At 57.6% G+C, this 20907-nt stretch carries 21 protein-coding genes; 1 reads left to right on the plus strand and 20 read right to left on the minus strand.

The window, feature by feature from the left end; all coding sequences use genetic code 11:
- The 20 genes from atpD to rpmH form a co-directional block, all read right to left on the minus strand.
- Window positions 1-1357 (minus strand): F0F1 ATP synthase subunit beta (atpD, locus tag BLX41_RS02925; protein ID WP_123723698.1); only part of this gene is annotated, 1357 nt, incomplete at its 3' end.
- 27 nt (window positions 1358-1384) lie between these two features.
- Window positions 1385-2245 carry a F0F1 ATP synthase subunit gamma gene (atpG, locus tag BLX41_RS02930; RefSeq protein WP_011064382.1) on the minus strand — a complete coding sequence of 287 codons (861 nt, stop codon included), beginning with the start codon at window positions 2243-2245 and terminating at the stop codon, window positions 1385-1387.
- A 50-nt stretch (window positions 2246-2295) separates the two neighbouring features.
- Entirely contained in the window at window positions 2296-3840 is a 1545-nt protein-coding gene (gene atpA / locus BLX41_RS02935) for a F0F1 ATP synthase subunit alpha (protein WP_102862412.1), read from the minus strand.
- A 21-nt stretch (window positions 3841-3861) separates the two neighbouring features.
- Window positions 3862-4398 carry a F0F1 ATP synthase subunit delta gene (locus BLX41_RS02940; RefSeq protein WP_102862413.1) on the minus strand — a complete coding sequence of 179 codons (537 nt, stop codon included), beginning with the start codon at window positions 4396-4398 and terminating at the stop codon, window positions 3862-3864.
- 12 nt (window positions 4399-4410) lie between these two features.
- On the minus strand, window positions 4411-4881 hold the full coding sequence (locus BLX41_RS02945; protein WP_011064385.1) for a F0F1 ATP synthase subunit B: 471 nt from the start codon (window positions 4879-4881) through the stop codon (window positions 4411-4413).
- 57 nt (window positions 4882-4938) lie between these two features.
- Window positions 4939-5196 carry a F0F1 ATP synthase subunit C gene (gene atpE, locus BLX41_RS02950; RefSeq protein ID WP_002555987.1) on the minus strand — a complete coding sequence of 86 codons (258 nt, stop codon included), beginning with the start codon at window positions 5194-5196 and terminating at the stop codon, window positions 4939-4941.
- Between the two features lie 133 nt (window positions 5197-5329).
- Window positions 5330-6202: a F0F1 ATP synthase subunit A gene (gene atpB / locus BLX41_RS02955; protein ID WP_102862414.1), complete on the minus strand. Its 873-nt coding sequence runs from the start codon at window positions 6200-6202 to the stop codon at window positions 5330-5332.
- A gap of 16 nt (window positions 6203-6218) precedes the next feature.
- A complete protein-coding gene (locus BLX41_RS02960; protein WP_016964883.1) occupies window positions 6219-6626 on the minus strand; it encodes a F0F1 ATP synthase subunit I in 408 nt (135 codons plus the stop codon).
- 148 nt (window positions 6627-6774) lie between these two features.
- Window positions 6775-7647, minus strand: a complete 873-nt coding sequence (locus BLX41_RS02965) for a ParB/RepB/Spo0J family partition protein (protein WP_123723699.1) — start codon at window positions 7645-7647, stop codon at window positions 6775-6777.
- Window positions 7648-7656: 9 nt separating this feature from the next.
- Window positions 7657-8454 carry a ParA family protein gene (locus BLX41_RS02970; RefSeq protein ID WP_123723700.1) on the minus strand — a complete coding sequence of 266 codons (798 nt, stop codon included), beginning with the start codon at window positions 8452-8454 and terminating at the stop codon, window positions 7657-7659.
- Between the two features lie 18 nt (window positions 8455-8472).
- Window positions 8473-9108: a 16S rRNA (guanine(527)-N(7))-methyltransferase RsmG gene (gene rsmG, locus BLX41_RS02975; protein WP_185073359.1), complete on the minus strand. Its 636-nt coding sequence runs from the start codon at window positions 9106-9108 to the stop codon at window positions 8473-8475.
- Between the two features lie 5 nt (window positions 9109-9113).
- Complete coding sequence (gene mnmG / locus BLX41_RS02980; protein WP_047306791.1) at window positions 9114-11006, minus strand: tRNA uridine-5-carboxymethylaminomethyl(34) synthesis enzyme MnmG; 1893 nt, start codon at window positions 11004-11006, stop codon at window positions 9114-9116.
- A 566-nt stretch (window positions 11007-11572) separates the two neighbouring features.
- Window positions 11573-12271: a DUF2167 domain-containing protein gene (locus BLX41_RS02985; protein WP_123723702.1), complete on the minus strand. Its 699-nt coding sequence runs from the start codon at window positions 12269-12271 to the stop codon at window positions 11573-11575.
- A 238-nt stretch (window positions 12272-12509) separates the two neighbouring features.
- Window positions 12510-13331 (minus strand): phytanoyl-CoA dioxygenase family protein, encoded by an 822-nt coding sequence (locus BLX41_RS02990; protein ID WP_123723703.1) that lies wholly within the window; start codon window positions 13329-13331, stop codon window positions 12510-12512.
- A gap of 4 nt (window positions 13332-13335) precedes the next feature.
- Window positions 13336-14748 (minus strand): amino acid permease, encoded by a 1413-nt coding sequence (locus tag BLX41_RS02995; RefSeq protein WP_123723704.1) that lies wholly within the window; start codon window positions 14746-14748, stop codon window positions 13336-13338.
- Window positions 14749-15082: 334 nt separating this feature from the next.
- Window positions 15083-16453, minus strand: a complete 1371-nt coding sequence (gene mnmE, locus BLX41_RS03000) for a tRNA uridine-5-carboxymethylaminomethyl(34) synthesis GTPase MnmE (protein WP_123723705.1) — start codon at window positions 16451-16453, stop codon at window positions 15083-15085.
- A 79-nt stretch (window positions 16454-16532) separates the two neighbouring features.
- Entirely contained in the window at window positions 16533-18233 is a 1701-nt protein-coding gene (yidC, locus tag BLX41_RS03005) for a membrane protein insertase YidC (protein WP_123723706.1), read from the minus strand.
- A 2-nt stretch (window positions 18234-18235) separates the two neighbouring features.
- Window positions 18236-18481 carry a membrane protein insertion efficiency factor YidD gene (yidD, locus tag BLX41_RS03010; RefSeq protein ID WP_003213574.1) on the minus strand — a complete coding sequence of 82 codons (246 nt, stop codon included), beginning with the start codon at window positions 18479-18481 and terminating at the stop codon, window positions 18236-18238.
- Window positions 18474-18875 carry a ribonuclease P protein component gene (rnpA, locus tag BLX41_RS03015; RefSeq protein ID WP_197662869.1) on the minus strand — a complete coding sequence of 134 codons (402 nt, stop codon included), beginning with the start codon at window positions 18873-18875 and terminating at the stop codon, window positions 18474-18476. The genes yidD and rnpA overlap by 8 nt, the downstream gene beginning before the upstream one ends.
- Before the next feature lie 16 nt (window positions 18876-18891).
- Complete coding sequence (gene rpmH / locus BLX41_RS03020) at window positions 18892-19026, minus strand: 50S ribosomal protein L34 (RefSeq protein WP_003213577.1); 135 nt, start codon at window positions 19024-19026, stop codon at window positions 18892-18894.
- Window positions 19027-19592: 566 nt separating this feature from the next.
- Between rpmH and dnaA the strand changes: the two genes are divergently transcribed.
- Window positions 19593-20907 (plus strand): chromosomal replication initiator protein DnaA (gene dnaA, locus BLX41_RS03025; protein ID WP_259744357.1); only part of this gene is annotated, 1315 nt, incomplete at its 3' end.

Consider the following 20907-nt stretch of genomic DNA (forward strand, 5'->3'; position numbering starts at 1 on the left):
CGATCGCTTCGTCGATGCCGCCGACCATGTAGAACGCTTGTTCTGGCAGGTGGTCGTAGTCACCGTTGAGGATGCCTTTGAAGCCAGCGATGGTGTCTTTCAGGGAAACGTATTTGCCTGGAGAACCAGTGAAGACTTCAGCCACGAAGAACGGCTGCGACAAGAAGCGCTGGATCTTACGAGCGCGGGATACCAACTGCTTGTCGGTTTCCGACAGCTCGTCCATACCCAGGATCGCAATGATGTCCTTCAGCTCTTTGTAACGCTGCAGTACGTACTGAACGCCGCGAGCGGTCTCGTAGTGTTCGTTGCCGATCACGTTCGGGTCCAGCTGACGGGAGGTCGAGTCCAGTGGGTCTACCGCAGGGTAGATACCCAGGGAAGCGATGTCACGGGACAGAACGACGGTGGCGTCCAAGTGGGCGAAGGTGGTCGCTGGCGACGGGTCGGTCAAGTCGTCCGCAGGTACGTATACCGCTTGGATCGAGGTGATCGAGCCTTGCTTGGTCGAAGTGATACGTTCTTGCAGAACGCCCATCTCTTCAGCCAGGGTCGGCTGGTAGCCTACTGCCGAAGGCATACGGCCCAGCAGTGCGGATACTTCGGTACCGGCCAGGGTGTAACGGTAGATGTTGTCGACGAACAGCAGAACGTCGTTACCTTCGTCACGGAACTTCTCGGCCATGGTCAGGCCGGTCAGGGCTACGCGCAGACGGTTTCCCGGCGGCTCGTTCATCTGGCCGTAGACCAGTGCCACTTTGTCCAGAACGTTGGAGTCCTTCATCTCGTGGTAGAAGTCGTTACCCTCACGAGTACGCTCACCCACACCGGCGAACACGGAATAACCGCTGTGCTCGATGGCGATGTTACGGATCAGTTCCATCATGTTTACGGTCTTGCCTACACCGGCACCACCGAACAGACCGACTTTACCGCCCTTGGCGAACGGGCAAACCAGGTCAATTACCTTGATCCCGGTTTCCAGCAGGTCGTTGCCGCCTGCCTGTTCTGCGAAGGAAGGTGCTGGACGGTGGATGCCCCAACGCTCTTCTTCACCGATAGGACCGGCTTCGTCGATTGGGTTGCCCAGTACGTCCATGATCCGGCCCAGGGTCGCTTTACCGACCGGTACGGAGATGGCTGCGCCAGTGTTGTTGACGTCCAGACCGCGCTTCAAGCCTTCGGTGGAGCCCATCGCAATGGTACGCACCACGCCGTCGCCCAGCTGCTGCTGAACTTCCAGAGTGGTTTCGGCGCCTTGAACCTTCAAGGCGTCGTAGATGCTCGGTACGCTGTCGCGTGGAAATTCCACGTCGATAACGGCGCCGATGATTTGAACGATACGTCCGCTACTCATAGCTGGATCCTCTGAATATTTGAACCGTTAAACCGCGGCAGCGCCGCCGACGATTTCCGAGATCTCTTGGGTGATCGCAGCCTGACGCGCCTTGTTGTAGATCAGCTGCAAATCGCTGATCAAATCACCGGCGTTGTCGGTAGCGTTCTTCATTGCGATCATCCGCGCCGCTTGTTCAGCTGCGTTGTTCTCGACCACCGCCTGGTAGACCTGCGACTCCACGTAACGGACCATCAAGCCGTCCAGCAGCTCCTTGGCATCCGGTTCGTAGAGGTAGTCCCAGTGGTGCTTGAGTTCTTGATCCGGGGTTGCCTCCAGTGGAATCAACTGCTCCACGGTCGGCTGCTGGGTCATGGTGTTGATGAACTTGTTGGATACCACGGACAGGCGGTCAATCCGGCCTTCCAGGTACGCATCCAGCATCACCTTGACGCTGCCGATCAGATCATTGATCGACGGCTCTTCACCCAGATGGCTGATAGCTGCAACGACGTTACCGCCGAAGTTGCGGAAGAAGGCCGCACCCTTGCTACCGACCACACACAGATCGATCTCGACGCCTTGTTCGCGGTTTACCGCCATGTCCTTGACCAGGGCCTTGAACAGGTTGGTGTTCAAGCCACCACACAGACCACGGTCACTGCTCACCACAACGTAACCGACGCGCTTGATAGCACGGTCGATCATGAACGGGTGACGATATTCCGGGTTGGCGTTGGCCAGATGACCAATAACCTGGCGGATGCGCTCCGCATAAGGACGGCTAGCAGCCATGCGCATTTGTGCCTTGCGCATTTTGCTGACCGCCACTTTTTCCATGGCGCTGGTAATTTTTTGCGTGCTTTTGATGCTCGCAATCTTACTGCGAATCTCTTTTGCGCCTGCCATGTAACACCTATCAGGTTAGCAAGCGGGAGCCTTGCGGCTCCCGCTGCGGCTTACCAGGTTTGGGTGGCTTTGAACTTCTCGATACCGGCTTTCAGGCCAGCGTCGATTTCGTCATTGAAGTCACCCTTCACGTTGATCTTCGCCATCAGGTCGGCGTGATCGCGGTTGAAGTAAGCAATCATGGCCTGTTCGAAGCTACCAACTTTGGCAATCTCGACGTCCGTCAGGAAGCCACGTTCAGCGGCGTACAGGGACAAGGACATGTCGGCGATGGACATCGGCGCATATTGCTTCTGCTTCATCAGCTCGGTAACGCGCTGACCATGCTCAAGTTGCTTACGGGTCGCTTCGTCCAGGTCAGAAGCGAACTGGGCGAATGCCGCCAGTTCACGGTACTGAGCCAGAGCGGTACGGATACCACCGGACAGCTTCTTGATGATCTTGGTCTGAGCGGCACCACCCACACGGGATACCGAAACACCGGCGTTCACAGCCGGACGGATGCCGGAGTTGAACATGGCCGATTCCAGGAAGATCTGACCGTCGGTGATGGAAATCACGTTGGTCGGAACGAACGCGGAAACGTCGCCAGCCTGGGTTTCGATGATCGGCAGAGCGGTCAGGGAACCGGTCTTGCCAGTCACTGCGCCGTTGGTGAACTTCTCTACGTACTCTTCGGAAACGCGGGAAGCGCGCTCCAGCAGACGGGAGTGGAGATAGAACACGTCGCCTGGGTAAGCTTCACGGCCTGGTGGACGGCGCAGCAGCAGGGAAATCTGGCGGTAGGCCACTGCTTGCTTGGACAGATCGTCATAAACGATCAGCGCGTCTTCACCGCGGTCACGGAAGTATTCGCCCATGGTGCAACCGGAGTACGGAGCCAGGAACTGCAGTGCTGCAGATTCCGAAGCGCTCGCTGCAACGATGATGGTGTTAGCCAGTGCACCGTTTTCTTCCAGCTTGCGAACCACGTTGGCGATGGTCGATTGCTTCTGACCGATCGCTACGTATACGCAGAAAATGCCGCTGTCTTTCTGGTTGATGATCGCGTCGATCGCCAGAGCGGTCTTACCGATCTGACGGTCACCGATGATCAGCTCACGCTGGCCACGGCCGACTGGGATCATGGCATCGACAGCCTTGTAGCCAGTCTGTACAGGCTGGTCTACCGACTTACGCCAGATCACGCCTGGAGCAACTTTCTCGACCGCGTCGGTCTCGGTGTTGTTCAGCGGACCTTTGCCGTCAACTGGGTTACCCAGTGCGTCGACTACGCGACCCAGCAGTTCCTTACCAACTGGAACCTCGAGGATGCGGCCGGTGCACTTGGCGCTCATGCCTTCAGCCAGACTGGTGTACGCGCCCAATACAACGGCACCTACGGAGTCTTGCTCCAGGTTGAGGGCCATACCGTAGACGCCGCCCGGAAACTCGATCATCTCGCCGTACATGACGTCGGCCAGACCGTGAATCCGCACGATGCCGTCAGATACGCTGACGACAGTGCCTTCGTTACGGGCTTGGGAGGTCACATCGAGCTTGTCGATGCGGCCCTTGATAATTTCACTTATTTCGGAAGGATTGAGTTGCTGCATTGCTCTGCTGCCCCTTCAAACTCAAGATTTCAATGCTTCGGCAAGGTTCGCGAGTTTGCCGCGAATCGAGCCATCGATAACCAGGTCGCCGGCGCGGATTACGACGCCACCAATAAGGCTGGCATCCTCCGCAGCGTGCAGTCGCACTTCCCGGCCGAGCCGTGCACTGAGAACCTTGGCGAGTTTGTCTTGCTGTTCTTGGTTCAATGCGAACGCACTGGTTACATCCACATCCACCGATTTCTCTTGCTCGGCCTTGTACAGGTCGAACAGAGCGGCGATCTCCGGCAACAGCAGGAGACGGTCGTTTTCGGCGGCAACGTGAATGAAATTCTGTGCCTGTGCATCAAACTTGTCGCCACACACTTCGATAAAAGTGTTGGCCTTTTCTGCGCTCGTCAGTCGCGGGGCCTTAAGCACGCGCTGCATGGTGTCATCTTGTGACACCGCTGCAGCCAGGCCGAGCATGGCTGACCAAGAGGCCAGCTGCTGGTGGGCCTGAGCGTGCTCGAAGGCCGCCTTAGCGTAAGGTCGGGCCAACGTGGTCAGTTCTGCCATGATCGCCCTCGCTTAAATTTCAGCAGCCAGTTTGTTAACCAGCTCTGCGTGCGCGTTTTGATCGATTGTGGCACCCAGGATCTTCTCTGCGCCGTTGACTGCCAGGCTGCCCAATTGGGCGCGCAGCGCGTCTTTGACACCGTTCAGTTCCTGTTCGATCTCGGCCTGAGCCTGAGCCTTCACACGTTCAGCTTCGACACGAGCCTGTTCACGGGCTTCGTCGACGATCTGAGAACCGCGCTTCTTGGCTTGCTCAATGATTTCAGCTGCCTGAGCTTTAGCTTCGCGCAGTTGCTGACCCGCTTTATCTTGGGCCAGTTCCAGGTCACGAGCTGCTCGGCTGGCAGCGTCCAGTCCATCCGCGATCTTCTTTTGACGTTCGTGCAGAGCTGCAATGACCGGAGGCCAAATGAACTTCATGCAGAACAATACAAAAATTAAGAACGCAACGGACTGGCCAATCAGGGTTGCATTAATGTTCACGCCAACACCTCGCTCGTTCGTTGTCCGTCACACCAATCAACTCGAAGAATCGAGTGATTAGCCAGCGAGTTGACCAACGAAGGGGTTTGCGAAGGTGAAGAACAGAGCGATACCAACACCGATCATGGTTACGGCGTCGAGCAGACCGGCAACGATGAACATTTTAACTTGCAGCATTGGAACCATTTCTGGTTGACGCGCAGCGCCTTCCAGGAACTTGCCGCCCAGCAGGCCGAAACCAATTGCGGTACCCAGTGCGCCCAGGCCGATCAACAGTGCAACAGCGATAGCGGTTAGACCAACTACAGTTTCCATCTTTCCTCCCGACTTTTACGTCGTATGGTTTAGGTTTTTTAGATTAAAGCGGTAAAACAAATCGTTTCATCGAGCCCGAGACGGGCTCCCTCTCGCCGCAACGAGAGGGACATCAGACTAGTCGAGACTGGTCTTAATGGTTCTCTTCGTGCGCCATCGACAGGTAGACGATGGTCAGCATCATGAAGATAAAGGCCTGCAGGGTGATGATCAGGATGTGGAACACAGCCCACGCCCATTGCAGAACCACACCCATGCCGCTGAGCCACAGCAGACCGCTGCCGAACATCACGGCGATCAGGATGAACACCAGTTCGCCGGCATACATGTTGCCGAACAGACGCAGTGCCAGAGAGATCGGCTTGGCAATCAGGGTCACGAATTCCAGCAGGAAGTTCACCGGAATCAGCAGCGCTTGAACGAAGATGTTCTTGCTGCCGAACGGATGCAGGGTCAGTTCGCCGATGAAGCCGCCGATGCCCTTGATCTTGATGCTGTAGAAAATGATCAGTGCGAACACCGACAGGGCCATGCCCAGGGTGGCATTCGGGTCAGTGGTGGAAACGGCACGGAATGGAATGTGCGGGTCGCCCGAGATCAACATGGCCAGTTGCGGAATCCAGTCCACCGGTACCAGGTCGATGGCGTTCATCAGGAACACCCAGACGAAAATGGTCAGTGCCAACGGTGCGATCACCGGGCTGCGGCCGTGGAAGCTGTCCTTCACGCTGCCATCGACGAAGCCAACCATGACTTCAACGAAGTTCTGCAAAGCGCCCGGCACGCCGGAAGTCGCCTTCTTGGCCGCCATGCGGAACAGAAGAATGAAGATCACACCCAGTGCGACAGACCAGCCGAGGGTATCGACGTGGAATGCCCAGAAGCCCATTTCCTTGGCTTCTGCTGCGGAGTGGGCAAAGCCCCAGCTCCCATTGGGTAGCTGACCGAAGGTCAGGTTCTGCAAGTGGTGCTGGATATAGCCCGAAGCGGTTGTTTCTGCTGACATGGTTGCCTCAAACGCCCTAAGGTCTCGAAAGTCTTGTTCTCATTAGCAGGGGAGCGAACCAGCTGACCAGTTGGGTCAGCACGAAGACGCCGAATACAGCCAGCGGCGCCAATGGCTTCACACCTGCAAACGTCAGTGCAAACAGCACCGCCGTCAAAATCAGTTTGCCCGCCTCACCGGCATAAAAAGACCGGACGATGGCTTGGGCCGCTCGAGCGCCGGAAAACCGAAATGCCCTGTGAGCGAAATACACATTGGGTAGCAAGGCTATCAGTCCTCCGCAAAGGCCTGAGTATCCGGCAACGACTCCACGCCATTGCCAGAGCGCCAGAGCGGCTATCAGTAAAATGACCAACTGAGCCAGTAAAACCGGAAAAACCGCCAAGCGATGAAACGGCAAGCGGTTTGGCGTGCGGGTTTCCATCGCTCTTGCTCCTCAAGGGTCGGCTGCCAGAATTCAATAACTTGGCATAATTTGTGCCGACAAAATGCGCGCAGAGTATAGGGGCGGTTCAGCCCCTATTCAACTGCCGGGTAGTGATTTCCGACTGCGCGCTACATAAGGAAATGTTTCAGCGGATGTGAGCGAGGACGCCTTGCAGCTCATCCAGGGAGTTGTAGCCGATCACCAGCTGTCCCTTGCCCTTCTTCCCGTGGCGAATCTGCACCGCAGAGCCTAGGCGCTCGGCCAGGCGCTGCTCGAGACGAGCAATATCCGGGTCCGGCTTGACCGGTTCAGCAGGCTCCTGTTTGCCGCTCAGCCACTGGCGAACCAGGGCCTCGGTCTGACGTACAGTAAGACCTCGTGCGACAACGTGTCGCGCCCCTTCAACCTGTTGATTTTCCGGCAATCCGAGCAAGGCACGGGCATGACCCATCTCCAGGTCGCCGTGGGACAGCATGGTCTTGATCACCTCAGGCAAGGCAATCAGCCGCAGCAGGTTGGCCACGCTGACGCGGGACTTGCCCACCGCTTCGGCGACCTGTTGCTGAGTCAGCTGGAATTCCTGCTGCAGGCGCTGCAGGGCCACCGCCTCCTCAATGGGGTTGAGATCTTCACGCTGGATGTTCTCGATCAGTGCCATGGCGATGGCGGTTTCATCCGGCACATCGCGGACCATCGCCGGGATGGTTTCCTGGCCGGCCTGCTGGCTGGCGCGCCAGCGGCGCTCACCGGCAATGATCTCGAAACGACCACCACCGATGGGCCGGACCACGATCGGCTGCATCACGCCCTGGCTCTTGATCGAATTCGCCAGTTCTTCCAGCGCTTGCGGGTCCATGTCACGACGCGGCTGGTACTTGCCGCGCTGGATCAGGTCCAGGGGCAGGTGTTGCAGCTCACGCTGGTCGGCCTGCACCGCTTGTTCTTCCAGTGCGATGACAGTCGGACCACTCAACAGTGCATCCAGTCCACGTCCGAGACCTCGTTTCTTGACGGCCATGGGGATTCCTTAAGTTGGCTGGGCGGCTGCGACGCGCGATTGTTTACGTTGCCGGCGAACCATCTCGCCCGCCAGGGCCAGGTAGGCCAGCGCGCCACGGGATTGTTTGTCGTACGCCAACGCCGGCATACCGTAGCTCGGCGCTTCGGCCAAACGGATGTTGCGCGGAATCACGGTGTCATACAGCTGATCGCCGAAGTGTTCCTTGAGCTGTGCGGAAACATCGTTCATCAGGCTCAACCGCGGGTCGAACATGGTGCGCAACAAGCCTTCGATCTTCAGCTCCGGGTTGAGCAGTTCGGCGATGCGCTTGATGTTATCCACAAGGTCACTCAAACCTTCCAACGCGAAGTACTCGCACTGCATGGGGATAATGACCCCATCGGCGGCCACCAGGGCGTTGAGGGTGAGCATCGACAGCGACGGCGGGCAGTCGATCAGGATGTAGTCGTAGTTCTCACGGATCGGCGCAAGGGCGCTGCGCAGACGGCTTTCCTTCATCTGCATTTCCAGCAGCACCACCTCCGCGGCCGTCAGGTCGCGGTTGGCCGGCAGCAATTGATAGCCGCCGTGCTCGGAAAAATGCATGGCCTGGGCCAGGTCGCACTCACCGATCAGCAGGTCATAGACCGAGTTTTCCAAACCGTGTTTATCCACACCGCTACCCATGGTGGCGTTGCCCTGTGGATCAAGATCGATCAACAGCACCCGGCGCTTGGTCGCTACCAGGGATGCTGCGAGGTTGATGCAGGTGGTGGTCTTGCCCACGCCACCTTTCTGGTTCGCTATCGCGAATACCTTAGCCATTCTTGCTTGTGTTCCCAATCATGCCGTGCGGCGCAGTATCAGCAGATGGCGTTGGCCTTGGCAACCGGGTACGGCCAAGGCGTGTTCGCTATCGAGGTGGAAGTCTGCCGGCAATGCTAACAGCTCATCAGAGGGATGGACGCCCTTCATTGCCAGCCAGCGTGAATCGCGGTCGCCCAGGTGGCGGGTCCAACTGGTGAAGTTCTCCATGCTGCTGAACGCCCGGGAAATGATCCCATTGAATGGCAGCTCAGGGGTGAAGGCTTCGACCCGGCTGTGGATAACTTGCAGGTTATCCAGCTTGAGTTCGAGTTTGACCTGAGTCAGAAAGCGGGTTTTCTTGCCGTTGCTGTCCAGACAGGTGACTTGCGACTCGGGAAACAGGATCGCCAACGGAATGCCGGGCATGCCGCCGCCGCTGCCGACGTCCAGCCAGCGACCGTTTTCGATGAACGACATCACGCTCAGGCTATCGAGCAGATGGCGAGACACCATCTCATCGGGATCGCGCACTGCAGTGAGGTTGTAGGCCTTGTTCCACTTGATCAACAGGGCCAGGTAACCCAGCAGCAATTCGTGCTGGGTTGCACTCAGATTGACACCGAGCTGGCGAGCGCCTGTGGATAACTCATCCGCGTGTTGTGGGGTGACCATAGAACTCAAGCGCTTTGCTCCAACTGACGGCCCGCGCCGCGTTTTTTCAAGTGAATCATCAACAGGGAAATCGCCGCCGGGGTCACGCCGGGAATCCGCGATGCCTGGCCCAGGGTTTCCGGACGGGTCGCGCCAAGCTTGCTCTGGATTTCCTTCGACAACCCGGAAATGCCGGTGTAGTCGATATCCACAGGCAATTTGGTATCTTCGCTGGCCCGCAGACGAGCAATTTCGTCCTGCTGGCGATCGATATAACCCGCGTACTTGGTCTTGATCTCGACCTGCTCCGCAACTTGTGGATCTTCAGCGCCCTGCCCGGTCACTTCGACCAGACCAGCGTAGTCGATTTCCGGACGGCTCAGCAGATTCAACAGGTTGTACTCGTGAGTCAGCGGGGTGCCGAACTTCTGAGCAATCGCATCGCCCTGTTCAGTCCCGGGACGAACCCAAGTCGATTTCAAGCGCTGCTCTTCCTGGGCAATACCTTCGCGTTTCTTGCAGAAAGCAGCCCAGCGCACGTCATCCACCAACCCAAGCTCGCGCCCTTTTTCGGTCAGGCGCAGGTCGGCGTTGTCTTCGCGCAGGATCAAGCGATATTCCGCCCGGGAAGTGAACATCCGGTACGGTTCCTGGGTGCCAAGCGTAATCAGGTCATCGACCAGCACACCGATATAGGCTTCGTCGCGGCGCGGGCACCAGCTGTCTTTACCCTGGGCACGCAGCGCGGCATTGGCCCCGGCCAGCAAACCTTGGGCGCCGGCTTCTTCGTACCCGGTGGTGCCGTTGATCTGACCGGCGAAGAACAGGCCGCCGATGACTTTGGTTTCCAGGCTGTATTTCAAGTCCCGCGGATCGAAGTAGTCGTACTCGATGGCATAGCCCGGACGCACGATATGGGCGTTTTCCATGCCGCGAATCGACTGCACGATCTGCAATTGCACGTCGAACGGCAAGGATGTGGATATCCCGTTCGGGTACAGCTCGTGAGTGGTCAGCCCTTCGGGTTCAATAAACACCTGATGGCTTTCCTTGTCGGCGAAGCGGTGGATCTTGTCTTCGATCGACGGGCAGTAACGCGGGCCAATGCCTTCGATTACCCCGGAATACATCGGCGAACGATCGAGGTTCGAGGCGATGATCTCGTGGGTGCGGGCGTTGGTGTGGGTAATCCAGCAACTGACCTGTTGTGGATGCTGTTCTTTCGAGCCCAGGAACGACATCACCGGAATTGGTGTATCTCCTGGCTGCTCGGTCATCACCGAGAAATCCACAGAACGGCCATCGATACGCGGTGGAGTACCGGTTTTCAACCGACCAACGCGCAGCGGCAGTTCCCGTAGACGTTGGGCCAGGGCGATCGAAGGTGGATCGCCGGCACGACCGCCGGAATAGTTCTGCATCCCGATGTGGATAAGTCCGCCGAGAAAGGTCCCGGTCGTCAGGACCACGGATTCGGCGAAGAACCGCAGACCCATTTGAGTCACCACGCCCCGCACTTGATCCTGTTCGACGATCAGGTCATCGGCTGCTTGCTGAAATATCCACAGGTTGGGCTGATTCTCGAGAATCTCGCGAACAGCGGCCTTATACAGAACGCGGTCGGCCTGGGCGCGAGTAGCGCGCACGGCTGGGCCTTTACGACTGTTCAAGACACGAAACTGAATACCACCTTTATCGGTAGCCATGGCCATCGCGCCGCCCAGGGCATCGATTTCCTTGACCAGGTGGCTCTTGCCGATCCCACCAATTGCGGGGTTGCAGCTCATTGCTCCGAGGGTTTCCACGTTATGCGTCAGCAACAGGGTTTTTGCCCCCATGCGTGCTGATGCAAGTGCTGCCTCGGTACCGGCATGACCGCCGCCGATGACGATCACTTCAAAACGGGAAGGGAAATCCACCACGCACCTCGTGCCTGCTTCAAGTAGGAGTAATTAGGAGTAGTTGTCGGGTTGGTTTTTGGACCAAGGCGGCAAGTATAGGGACTTCGACCTTTCTAAAGAACCCTTTGCACAAAATTTAACCAGCTGTGGATGACTGACGGACAATAGAAATTAAAAGAGAGAAATTTATTAAATCTTTGTTTTTATGTTTATTCTTATGCAGCACCACTTCTGTGGATAGATTGCTGAAGGCCTTTATATTCAATATGTACAGAGGTTTTAAACTCTGTGGTTAGGTGCCAGTGAGGCCCTTGGATAAGCGCGTTAAACCTGTGGATGAATGAGGTGGTTATCCACAGACGTGGTTTTCCTCAGCTTTGAAGCCCGGTTATCAACTGAGCTGAGGGGCAGTTATTCACAGGGCTTAATCCACAGAAATGGGTAGCTTTGGCTGAAAGACGCCCACACAGAAGCTCTTCGCAAGAGCCGACTCCGGCAAAGATGCAGTAAAAAAACGTCTGATAAGCGAAACAGACAGGCCTCTGTAGACCTGTCTGTGGATAATCGATCGGGTTTAAGCGGGCTTATGAGGCGAGGCGTGTCAGCCGCGCCTGAATCCACCAGCTCAGTCCCAGTAGCAACACCGCCAGGGCGATCCAGTACCTTTTCAACAATGCGATACCGATCTCCGGCAGGCTGCGTTGGGTGTACTGAAAGGCATTGGCCAGTGCTTCAGCATTGAGCCGGCCAGAATCATTGCCGGCAGCCGTTGCTGTAACGCTCAATGCGAAAGGCCTGTCGACCGAGCTGTCACCCTGTAGCAGAGCCACTATGGGATTTCTCGCTTCAGCGCCGGACTCATTTATCCAGTGTGATGATTGAAGAGGTGCAAAACCCAAGTCTTGGGCATTGCTGGCCTGGACATGCCCGGCGTTGTAGGCGGTTCCCTGTGGATCATGGGCATCCACTGAAACGAACCACTGCTGGGAATGATCTTTGGGAAACACCAGGCCCAGGACTTCGGAGGCTAGCGCACTGGAGTCGAACGTCTGCAGAATCCGAAAGGCTTCCGGCGGTCCGACGAAAACATAGTCCTGGGCCAGTTCCAGAGTCGCCTTGCCCAGGAGCTCGATGCTCGCAGGGCCAACGACTGCGGAGCGGCTGGCCTGCTCGAAGACATTGCTGCGCTCCGTCATCGACACCTGCTCGGGCGAGGTTTGGGCCAGGGCGCCTTGCCATACAAGGACCAGACCAAAGGTTGCGACACAACGACTGAAGCGCATAAACACCTTCTACACAGTTGGTTCATACACTGGCCGGCGACAGATTCATCCGGGCACTACTTCCGGCTGAGCGCGGGTCCATCCCAATACAGCAACCGGCAATGGTGGTCTGCTTTTCAGGGAAGGCATATCGGATAGGTCTGATTTTCAAGACAGAAACACGATGGATACTCCTGCGGCCGGGCTGTTTGTCCACAGCGGCCCGGGAGCCCCGAACCGAACTGTGGATAACCCTTGCTCAGGTCCGTTGCCGAGGCCAGAGCTGTGGAAACAACTCATGCTGCAAAGGCGCGCCGGCCGGGAGTTGCTCGCTCAAGCCGGGGAACTCGGGAGATGTTCGCCAGGGCCTTGGCGCATGTCGCATGTCTTCCCCCAGAAAGCGCAGGGAAAAAGCCCGCCGCCGCCGATCTCCGCTGACGCCACCGGCTGCGTGCAAGGTCAGCATGTGGAAAAACACAGCGTCGCCGGGCTGCAGCTCCCAGCCAAGAATGTTCCACTCCCCGCGATCGGCCTCGATGTCCGGAAGATCCGCCAGGCTGCCTTCCGGAAACCATTTGGCCTGGTTATCCAGAAAGGTGCGGGGCATCAACCAGGGCCCCAGGTGCGAACCGGCGACGAACTCCAGGGTCGACTCCCGGGCAACCGGGTCCACGGGCATCCACATGCTGCAGTTCTGCCGCCCCTCAACGTTGTAGTAAGGCTGATCCTGATGCCAGGGCGTGCGCTGTCGGGTGTTGGGTTCCTTGACCAGCAGATGGTCGTGATACAGCTGCGCTTGCGCACTGCCCATCAGCTGCGCGGCGACATGGCCGACCCGGCTCTCGAAAATGAACCGTCGATAGTCGGGATTCTCGCGCCAGTTGCAGAAATCCTCGAAGAACCAACCCGGATCATCAGGGCCACTGGCGACCTTGGCCCGTTCACTGGGCTGTTCCAGGTTGCGTTCGATGCCCTGCTCCAGCAAGGCAACTTCAGCAGCACTGAACAATTGGCGAATGCACACCGCGCCATCGCGCTGGAAGGCTTCGACGGTAGATAACGGCAATTCGAACGATCCCATGGGCTTATCCTTTTTCATGAGCTTCAATACCGGGCTCGATCCCTGCTTCGCTGAAGGAACCTGGCCTGATCCATATCCAATAGGCCAACGACAACAACGCCAGCCACCCCAACCCCACATACAACGCCAGGCGAGTATCGGGAAATGCGCCCAATACGCCGAAGATGAACAACATGAAGACTGCCGCGCAGAGCTGGCCTCCATTCCCCAGAGGAACCGGAAAGTGCAGCGCCTTGATCTCTTCGACTGTCATGGCCCTACGCATGGCCATCTGCGACAACAGGATCATCAGCCAGACCCAGACCACCGAAAAGGTCACCAGAGAGGCAAAGATCAGGAACAGCTCTTCCGGTACCCAGTAGTTGAGGAGCACCCCGAGCAGCAATGCCACCGACATCACCAGCACCGTCATCCAGGGCACGCCGAATCGCGAGGTGCTGGCAAACACGGCCGGCGCCTGACCGATGGCGGCCATGCCGTACATCATGCGGCCGGCACTGAAAATATCGCTGTTGATCGCAGAAACCACCGCTGAAATCACCACGATATTCAGCACCGTGGCCGCCGAATCTATCCCCAGGCTGCTGAAAATCTGCACAAATGGACTGCCCTGGCTACCGACGCTCGACCAGGGAAGCAACATCAGCAGGATCAGCAAGGTCAGGACATAGAAGATCAGGATCCGCAGCGGCACCGAGTTGATGGCCTTGGGAATCATGCGCTGCGGGTCCCTGGCCTCGCCGGCGGTGATGCCGATCACCTCGATACCGCCGAAAGCGAACATGACGATGGTGAAGGAGGCGATCATTCCTTCCAGGCCATTGGGGAAAAAGCCGCCGTACTCCCAGAGGTTGCTCGGCCCCATGCTGGTCTGGCCCTCCCCCAGCTGGATACCAAAGAACAACAGGGTAAAACCGCCAACGATCATGGCGAGGATGGCGCAGACCTTGAGCAGCGACAGCCAGAACTCCATCTCGCCAAATACCCGCACGCTGCACAGATTCAAGGCGCCGATCCCGAGGACGATGCTCAGTACCCAGATCCACCTCGGCGTATCGGGAAACCAAAGGCCCATATAGACACCAAAGGCGGTGACGTCCGCCAGGCACACCATGAGCATTGAAAAGGCGTAGCTCCAACCGGTGAGAAACCCGGCGAAGCGCCCCAGATAGTGGCTGGCGTAATACCCGAAGGAGCCGGAAACCGGCGTTCTGACAGCCATTTCACCCAAGGCGCGCATGGTCAGGTAGATTGCCGCGCCGCCAATCAGGTAAGCCAGCAGGACCGAGGGGCCAGCCTTCTGGATAGCGGCCGCCGAGCCGTAGAACAACCCGGTGCCTATGGCTGAACCCAGAGCAATGAAGCGGATGTGCCGAGTGCTCAAGCCACGGTGTAAAGCAGAGCCCGCGTTTGCCATGTCTGTTCCTTGAATGCAGATTCATCGGGATCAGCCGGCGTCCATCAGCCGGCCCAGGCCGCACATCAAGGTCAGTTTCCCCAGATGTACGAACCTGTACAGAATCATCGATGCAAATCAGGAACCACTTTTCGAATTCGGTTAAGTTCGGCGATCTGGTAGCTATCTATCGCTTTTAAAACGATAAATTGACGATCTGCAACTTGAAGTTGTTACCCAAGGTTCGCAGATCCATGGTGGGGGGGGATAAAGGTAACGGCTGGAGGCCCTGCGTTGACAGGAGTTACCCACAGGCCAATCACCCCGGCGCTGAGCACCGGGGGTCGATTGTCAGCTACTTGCCGATGCAGAAGCTGGAAAAGATCCGTCCCAACAAGTCATCGGAGCTGAATGCCCCGGTAATTTCTCCCAGGGACTGCTGGGCCTGGCGCAGATCCTCGGCCAACAGCTCGCCGGCGCCGGCCAGGGTCAGTTGGGCCCGGCCGTGTTCCAGCGCGGCACTTGCATAGCGCAGGGCCTCCAGGTGCCGACGGCGAGCACTGAAGCTGCTTTCGGAGGTCTGTTCATAGCCCATGCAAGCCTTGAGATGCTCACGCAACAAGTCCAGGCCGACACCCGCGGACATGGCACTGAGGCTGATGGTGACGTGACCATCGTCACAGGTTTCCAGAGCGATGGGCTCGCCAGTCAGATCGGCCTTGTTGCGAATCAAGGTGACCTTGGCCGGGTCCGGACGCTGCTCAAGAAATTCGGGCCACAGGGCGAAGGGATCAGCCGCCTCTGCTGCAGTGGCGTCCACCACCAGCAATACCCGGTCGGCTTCACTGATGGCTTTGAGCGCACGTTCGACGCCGATCTTTTCCACTTGATCCTCGGTGTCCCGCAGGCCGGCGGTGTCCACCACGTGCAACGGCATGCCGTCGATGTGGATATGTTCCTTGAGAATGTCCCGAGTGGTGCCGGCGATATCGGTGACGATGGCCGCCTCGCGCCCAGCCAGGGCATTGAGCAGACTGGACTTGCCGGCGTTCGGGCGGCCAGCGATCACCACTGTCATGCCGTCACGGAGCAAGGCGCCCTGCCCGGCTTCCTTCAGTACTGTGGATAACTCGTCGCGTACCGCATCGAGCATGCTCAACACGTGGCCATCGGCGAGGAAGTCGATTTCCTCCTCGGGAAAATCGATCGCCGCTTCGACATAGATCCGCAGGGCAATCAGCTGTTCGGTCAAGTTATGCACACGCTGGGAGAAAGCTCCCTGCAACGAACGCAGGGCATTGCGTGCAGCCTGGGCCGAACTGGCCTCGATCAGGTCGGCGATGGCTTCGGCCTGGGCCAGGTCGAGCTTGTCGTTGAGGAACGCACGCTCACTGAACTCACCGGGCCGGGCCAGGCGGCAGCCCAGCTCCAGGCAGCGCTGCAGCAGCATGTCGAGGACAATCGGCCCACCGTGGCCCTGGAGCTCCAGCACATCTTCGCCGGTGAAGGAGTTCGGCCCTGGGAAATACAGGGCGATGCCTTCGTCCAGGACCTCTGCCTGCTCACTGAGAAACGGCCCGTAATGGGCATAGCGTGGTTTCAGCTCGCGTCCACTGATGGCCTTGGCCGCCGCGCCCGCCAGGGGCCCGGAAATCCGGACGATGCCCACGCCGCCGCGACCCTGGGCGGTGGCAATGGCAGCGATGGTTTCACGAGGGACATTCATAACCCGACATCCAGACAAAAGTGACAGATAGCAAAACGCCCCACTAGGGGGCGTCTTGTGTGGTTATCCACAGCGTAGGTCAGGCTTCAGCTTTCTTGGTAGCCGCTTCGATCTTACGAGTGATGTACCACTGTTGTGCGATCGACAGGCAGTTGTTCACTACCCAGTACAGCACCAGACCTGCAGGGAACCACAGGAAGAAGAAGGTGAAGATGATCGGCATCATTTTCATCACCTTGGCCTGCATCGGATCCGGAGGCGTCGGGTTCAACTGCTGCTGGATGAACATGGTGGCGCCCATGATGATCGGCAGGATGAAGAACGGATCCTTGATCGACAGGTCGGTAATCCACAGCATGAACGGCGCCTGGCGCATTTCCACACTTTCCAGGAGTACCCAGTACAGGGACAGGAAGACCGGCATCTGTACCAGGATCGGCAAGCAGCCACCCAGCGGATTGATCTTCTCTTTCTTGTACAGCTCCATCATCGCCTGGGACATTTTCTGACGATCGTCGCCGAATTTTTCCTTCAGCGCGGCCAGTTTGGGTGCTACTGCACGCATACGTGCCATGGACTTGTAGCTGGCGGCCGACAGTGGGAAGAAGATCCCTTTGATCAGCATGGTCAGGAAAATGATCGACCAGCCCCAGTTACCCACCAGGCTGTGGATATGTTGCAGCAGCCAGAAGATGGGTTGAGCGATGAACCAAAGGAAACCGTAGTCCACAGTCAGTTCCAGACCTGGGGACAACTCTTTCAGCACGGCCTGGCTTTTCGGACCGGCGTACAGAATGGCGCTGGTTTCAGCCTTGGCACCTGGAGCAACGGTCATCGAAGGGCCGGTGTAGCCGATGATGTAGTTGCCTTTGCTGTCCTTGCGCGCCAGGACCTGGTTATTTTCGCCTTTTGGCGGAATCCAGGCCGTCACGAAGTAGTGCTGCAGCCAGGCTACCCAGCCACCCTGAACGTTTTCAGTGATAGGGGCCTTGGATTTGTCCTCGTTCACCTTGTCCATGTCTTTCATGGACACTTTTTTGTACGGCTCGGAACTTGTCCACAGGGCGGCGCCCAGGTAAGTCGCGGTGCCGGTGGCGGTGCTGGAGGACGGATCGGAACTGGCGTCGCGCTTGAGCTGGGCGAACATCGCACCGGTCCAAGGTTGCGCGCTTTCGTTGTCGATCAGGTAGGAAACGGTGATGTCATACAGGCCACGCTTCAGGGTGAAGCGCTTGATGTAGTTGACGCCGTCCTTGCTGAACTTCAGGTCGACGACCAATTGGTCCTGACCGTCAGCCAGTTGATAACTTTTCTTCTCTGCCGAGTAGATCGGGCGACCGGCCGGGTTGGCGTCGGGGCCGTTGCTGCCAATCAGGCCACTTTGTGCCAGATAAGTCCGCTCGTTGCCGTTATCGAACAGCTGGAAAGGAATTTCCGGGTGGTCCTGACGACGTGGATACAGTGGCAAACGCAGTTGCGCGATATCCCCACCTTGTGGATCGACAGCCAGGTCGAGCACATCCGTTTTGATCTGAATGAGATCTTTGCTTGCAGCAACCGGCGCTTCTGCGGGTGCAGTGGTATCGCTTGCGGCGCGTGGAATGTCGTCGTTGGCAGCGGAAGTGCCAGTTGGCGTATCCGGCAAGCCCGGAGCGGTCGTGCTGGAAGCAACATTCTGAGTCGGCAGGGCAGCCTGGCCATAATCCTGGTTCCATTTAAGAACCATGACATAGGACACGATTGCCAGGGCGACGATCAGGATCGTGCGTTTGATATCCATGATTACTCGGCCATCGAAGAAGAACGGGAGGTAGGGATAGGTGGAACCGGGTCATAACCACCGGGATTCCACGGATGACAGCGACCTAAACGACGAAAGGTCAGCCAGCCACCGCGTAGAAGGCCATGATTTTCGATGGCTTCCAACGCGTAGCAGGAACAACTGGGGTAGAAACGACAGTGATTGGCCATCAGAGGACTAATGGCATAGCGGTAAAACTGGATCGGAACGAGGGCCAGTTTACGCATCGGGACTGTCTACCCCTACAGTTTCGGATTTGACTGCTGGTTCCGGCTTGTTGCGCGCCAGACGTTTCCAGAGTTTGCCGAAATGCTGAATCAATTCGGGGTTTTCTACATCGCCCAAACCTTTACGCGCGACGATAACGATATCCCATCCGACCAGTGAGTCCTGGTGGAGACGAAACGATTCGCGCATCAGACGCTTGAGGCGATTGCGCTCAACGGAGAGTTTTACGCTCTTTTTCCCGATCACGAGCCCCAGACGGGGATGATCAAGATCGTTGTTGCGCGCAAGGAGCAGGAGATTTTTCCCCGGAACCTTGCCGGTAGGGGAGTCAAAGACCGCCTTGAAGTGCCGGGGTGTAAGCAGACGCTTTTCCCGACTGAAGTCCTGACTCACCTCCAGTGCCGGATTATCAAACTGCCAGACGCGCACGACCTTTGGCGCGACGACGCGACAGGACGGCACGACCGTTCTTGGTAGCCATGCGAGCACGGAAACCGTGGGTACGAGCGCGTTTGATAGTGCTTGGTTGGAAAGTACGTTTCATGTCGTGTTACCTGGTTCGTCCACAACGGGCCGGAATGGCCCCCGTTTTAAGAGATCGGCGATTCTAGAGAAAGCAAGCCTCTAGGTCAATTTCCAACCAGCTTTTCCTTTATCTATGTATGTCCGGGTCCAGGGTTGTGAGGCAGGGTTGGCTAGATATAAAAATAAAGAAGGAAAGTATTTAAAGCTTTTCTGTAAAGCTTATAAAGGCTAGGGACGCTACCTTCTGTGGATAACTGCCTTTAGTCCTTATATTTCGTACTGTACAGAGAATGACAACACGGTTGAGAAGCGGTGTTCTGCCTGTGCTGCGCTATCGGAAAAGCTGTGCGTGGAAAGGCAGGTTATCCACAGGCGAGTTATCCACCGAGTTTCCCCCCGAGTTGTGCAACGACCTCAAGTGGGGTTATCCACAGAGCTTATGCACATACCATTGGTCGTGTTTATTCGGGGTAAGGCGTTGATTCTTAGTGTCCTCAGGACACGCTACATGTGGATAAGTGGACGGCTGATCGCTACAATGGCCGCTTGTTTTTGCCTCACCGGCTTTCAACTTAGGGGATATCCGTGTCAGTGGAACTTTGGCAGCAGTGCGTGGAGCTTCTGCGTGATGAGCTGCCTGCCCAGCAATTCAACACTTGGATCCGTCCGCTACAGGTCGAAGCCGAAGGCGACGAGTTGCGTGTTTACGCACCGAATCGTTTTGTTCTCGATTGGGTCAACGAAAAGTACCTGGGCCGCGTGCTCGAGCTGCTGGATGAACACGGCAACGGCACGGCGCCGGTTCTTTCCTTATTAATAGGCAGCAAACGCAGCTCGGCGCCGCGAGCTGCACCCAATGCGCCGCTGGCCGCAGCCGCCTCCCAGGCGTTGCAGGCCGCAGCGGCCAATGCAGCCCCGGCCGCTCCCGTGCCGACTCCGGCCACCAGCTCTGCTCCGGCCAAGAAAGCCGCGGCGCAGAAGGCAGCCGAAGTCAGTGAAGAACCCTCTCGTGACAGCTTCGACCCGATGGCGGGCGCCAGCTCGCAGCAGGCACCGGTACGCGCCGAGCAGCGCACCGTCCAGGTAGAAGGTGCGCTCAAGCACACCAGCTACCTGAACCGCACCTTCACCTTTGAAAACTTCGTCGAGGGTAAGTCCAACCAACTGGCCCGGGCTGCGGCCTGGCAGGTGGCGGACAACCCCAAGCATGGCTACAACCCGCTCTTCCTTTATGGCGGCGTCGGTCTGGGTAAGACCCACTTGATGCACGCCGTGGGTAACCACCTATTAAAGAAGAACCCGAATGCCAAGGTCGTGTACCTGCACTCCGAGCGTTTTGTTGCGGACATGGTCAAGGCGCTGCAGCTCAACGCCATCAACGAATTCAAGCGTTTCTATCGTTCGGTCGACGCATTGCTGATCGACGATATCCAGTTCTTCGCCCGCAAGGAGCGTTCCCAGGAAGAGTTCTTCCACACGTTCAATGCCCTCCTTGAAGGCGGCCAGCAGGTGATTCTCACCAGCGACCGTTATCCGAAGGAAATCGAAGGCCTGGAAGAACGCCTCAAGTCCCGCTTCGGCTGGGGCCTGACGGTGGCGGTCGAACCGCCGGAACTGGAAACCCGGGTGGCGATCCTGATGAAAAAGGCCGACCAGGCCAAGGTCGAGCTGCCCCACGATGCGGCGTTCTTCATTGCTCAACGGATTCGTTCCAACGTCCGTGAACTGGAAGGCGCACTCAAGCGGGTCATCGCCCACTCGCACTTCATGGGCCGCGACATCACCATCGAGCTGATTCGCGAATCCCTGAAGGACCTGCTGGCCCTGCAGGACAAGCTGGTGTCTGTGGATAACATCCAGCGCACCGTCGCCGAGTACTACAAGATCAAGATTTCCGATC

The organism is Pseudomonas protegens, assembly GCF_003732485.1.
Lineage (GTDB): Bacteria > Pseudomonadota > Gammaproteobacteria > Pseudomonadales > Pseudomonadaceae > Aquipseudomonas > Aquipseudomonas protegens_B.

What these genes read in the sequence shown, in the direction of transcription:
- rsmG (WP_185073359.1), bottom strand. Translation starts at nt 9,108, where the DNA reads ATGGTCACCCCACAACACGCGGATGAGTTATCCACAGGCGCTCGCCAG.
- BLX41_RS02990 (WP_123723703.1), bottom strand. Translation starts at nt 13,331, where the DNA reads ATGGGATCGTTCGAATTGCCGTTATCTACCGTCGAAGCCTTCCAGCGC.
- atpG (WP_011064382.1), bottom strand. Translation starts at nt 2,245, where the DNA reads ATGGCAGGCGCAAAAGAGATTCGCAGTAAGATTGCGAGCATCAAAAGC.
- yidD (WP_003213574.1), bottom strand. Translation starts at nt 18,481, where the DNA reads ATGCGTAAACTGGCCCTCGTTCCGATCCAGTTTTACCGCTATGCCATT.
- BLX41_RS02970 (WP_123723700.1), bottom strand. Translation starts at nt 8,454, where the DNA reads ATGGCTAAGGTATTCGCGATAGCGAACCAGAAAGGTGGCGTGGGCAAG.
- BLX41_RS02965 (WP_123723699.1), bottom strand. Translation starts at nt 7,647, where the DNA reads ATGGCCGTCAAGAAACGAGGTCTCGGACGTGGACTGGATGCACTGTTG.
- BLX41_RS02960 (WP_016964883.1), bottom strand. Translation starts at nt 6,626, where the DNA reads ATGGAAACCCGCACGCCAAACCGCTTGCCGTTTCATCGCTTGGCGGTT.
- BLX41_RS02995 (WP_123723704.1), bottom strand. Translation starts at nt 14,748, where the DNA reads ATGGCAAACGCGGGCTCTGCTTTACACCGTGGCTTGAGCACTCGGCAC.
- atpB (WP_102862414.1), bottom strand. Translation starts at nt 6,202, where the DNA reads ATGTCAGCAGAAACAACCGCTTCGGGCTATATCCAGCACCACTTGCAG.
- atpA (WP_102862412.1), bottom strand. Translation starts at nt 3,840, where the DNA reads ATGCAGCAACTCAATCCTTCCGAAATAAGTGAAATTATCAAGGGCCGC.
- BLX41_RS02985 (WP_123723702.1), bottom strand. Translation starts at nt 12,271, where the DNA reads ATGCGCTTCAGTCGTTGTGTCGCAACCTTTGGTCTGGTCCTTGTATGG.
- atpE (WP_002555987.1), bottom strand. Translation starts at nt 5,196, where the DNA reads ATGGAAACTGTAGTTGGTCTAACCGCTATCGCTGTTGCACTGTTGATC.
- rpmH (WP_003213577.1), bottom strand. Translation starts at nt 19,026, where the DNA reads ATGAAACGTACTTTCCAACCAAGCACTATCAAACGCGCTCGTACCCAC.
- mnmE (WP_123723705.1), bottom strand. Translation starts at nt 16,453, where the DNA reads ATGAATGTCCCTCGTGAAACCATCGCTGCCATTGCCACCGCCCAGGGT.
- BLX41_RS02940 (WP_102862413.1), bottom strand. Translation starts at nt 4,398, where the DNA reads ATGGCAGAACTGACCACGTTGGCCCGACCTTACGCTAAGGCGGCCTTC.
- yidC (WP_123723706.1), bottom strand. Translation starts at nt 18,233, where the DNA reads ATGGATATCAAACGCACGATCCTGATCGTCGCCCTGGCAATCGTGTCC.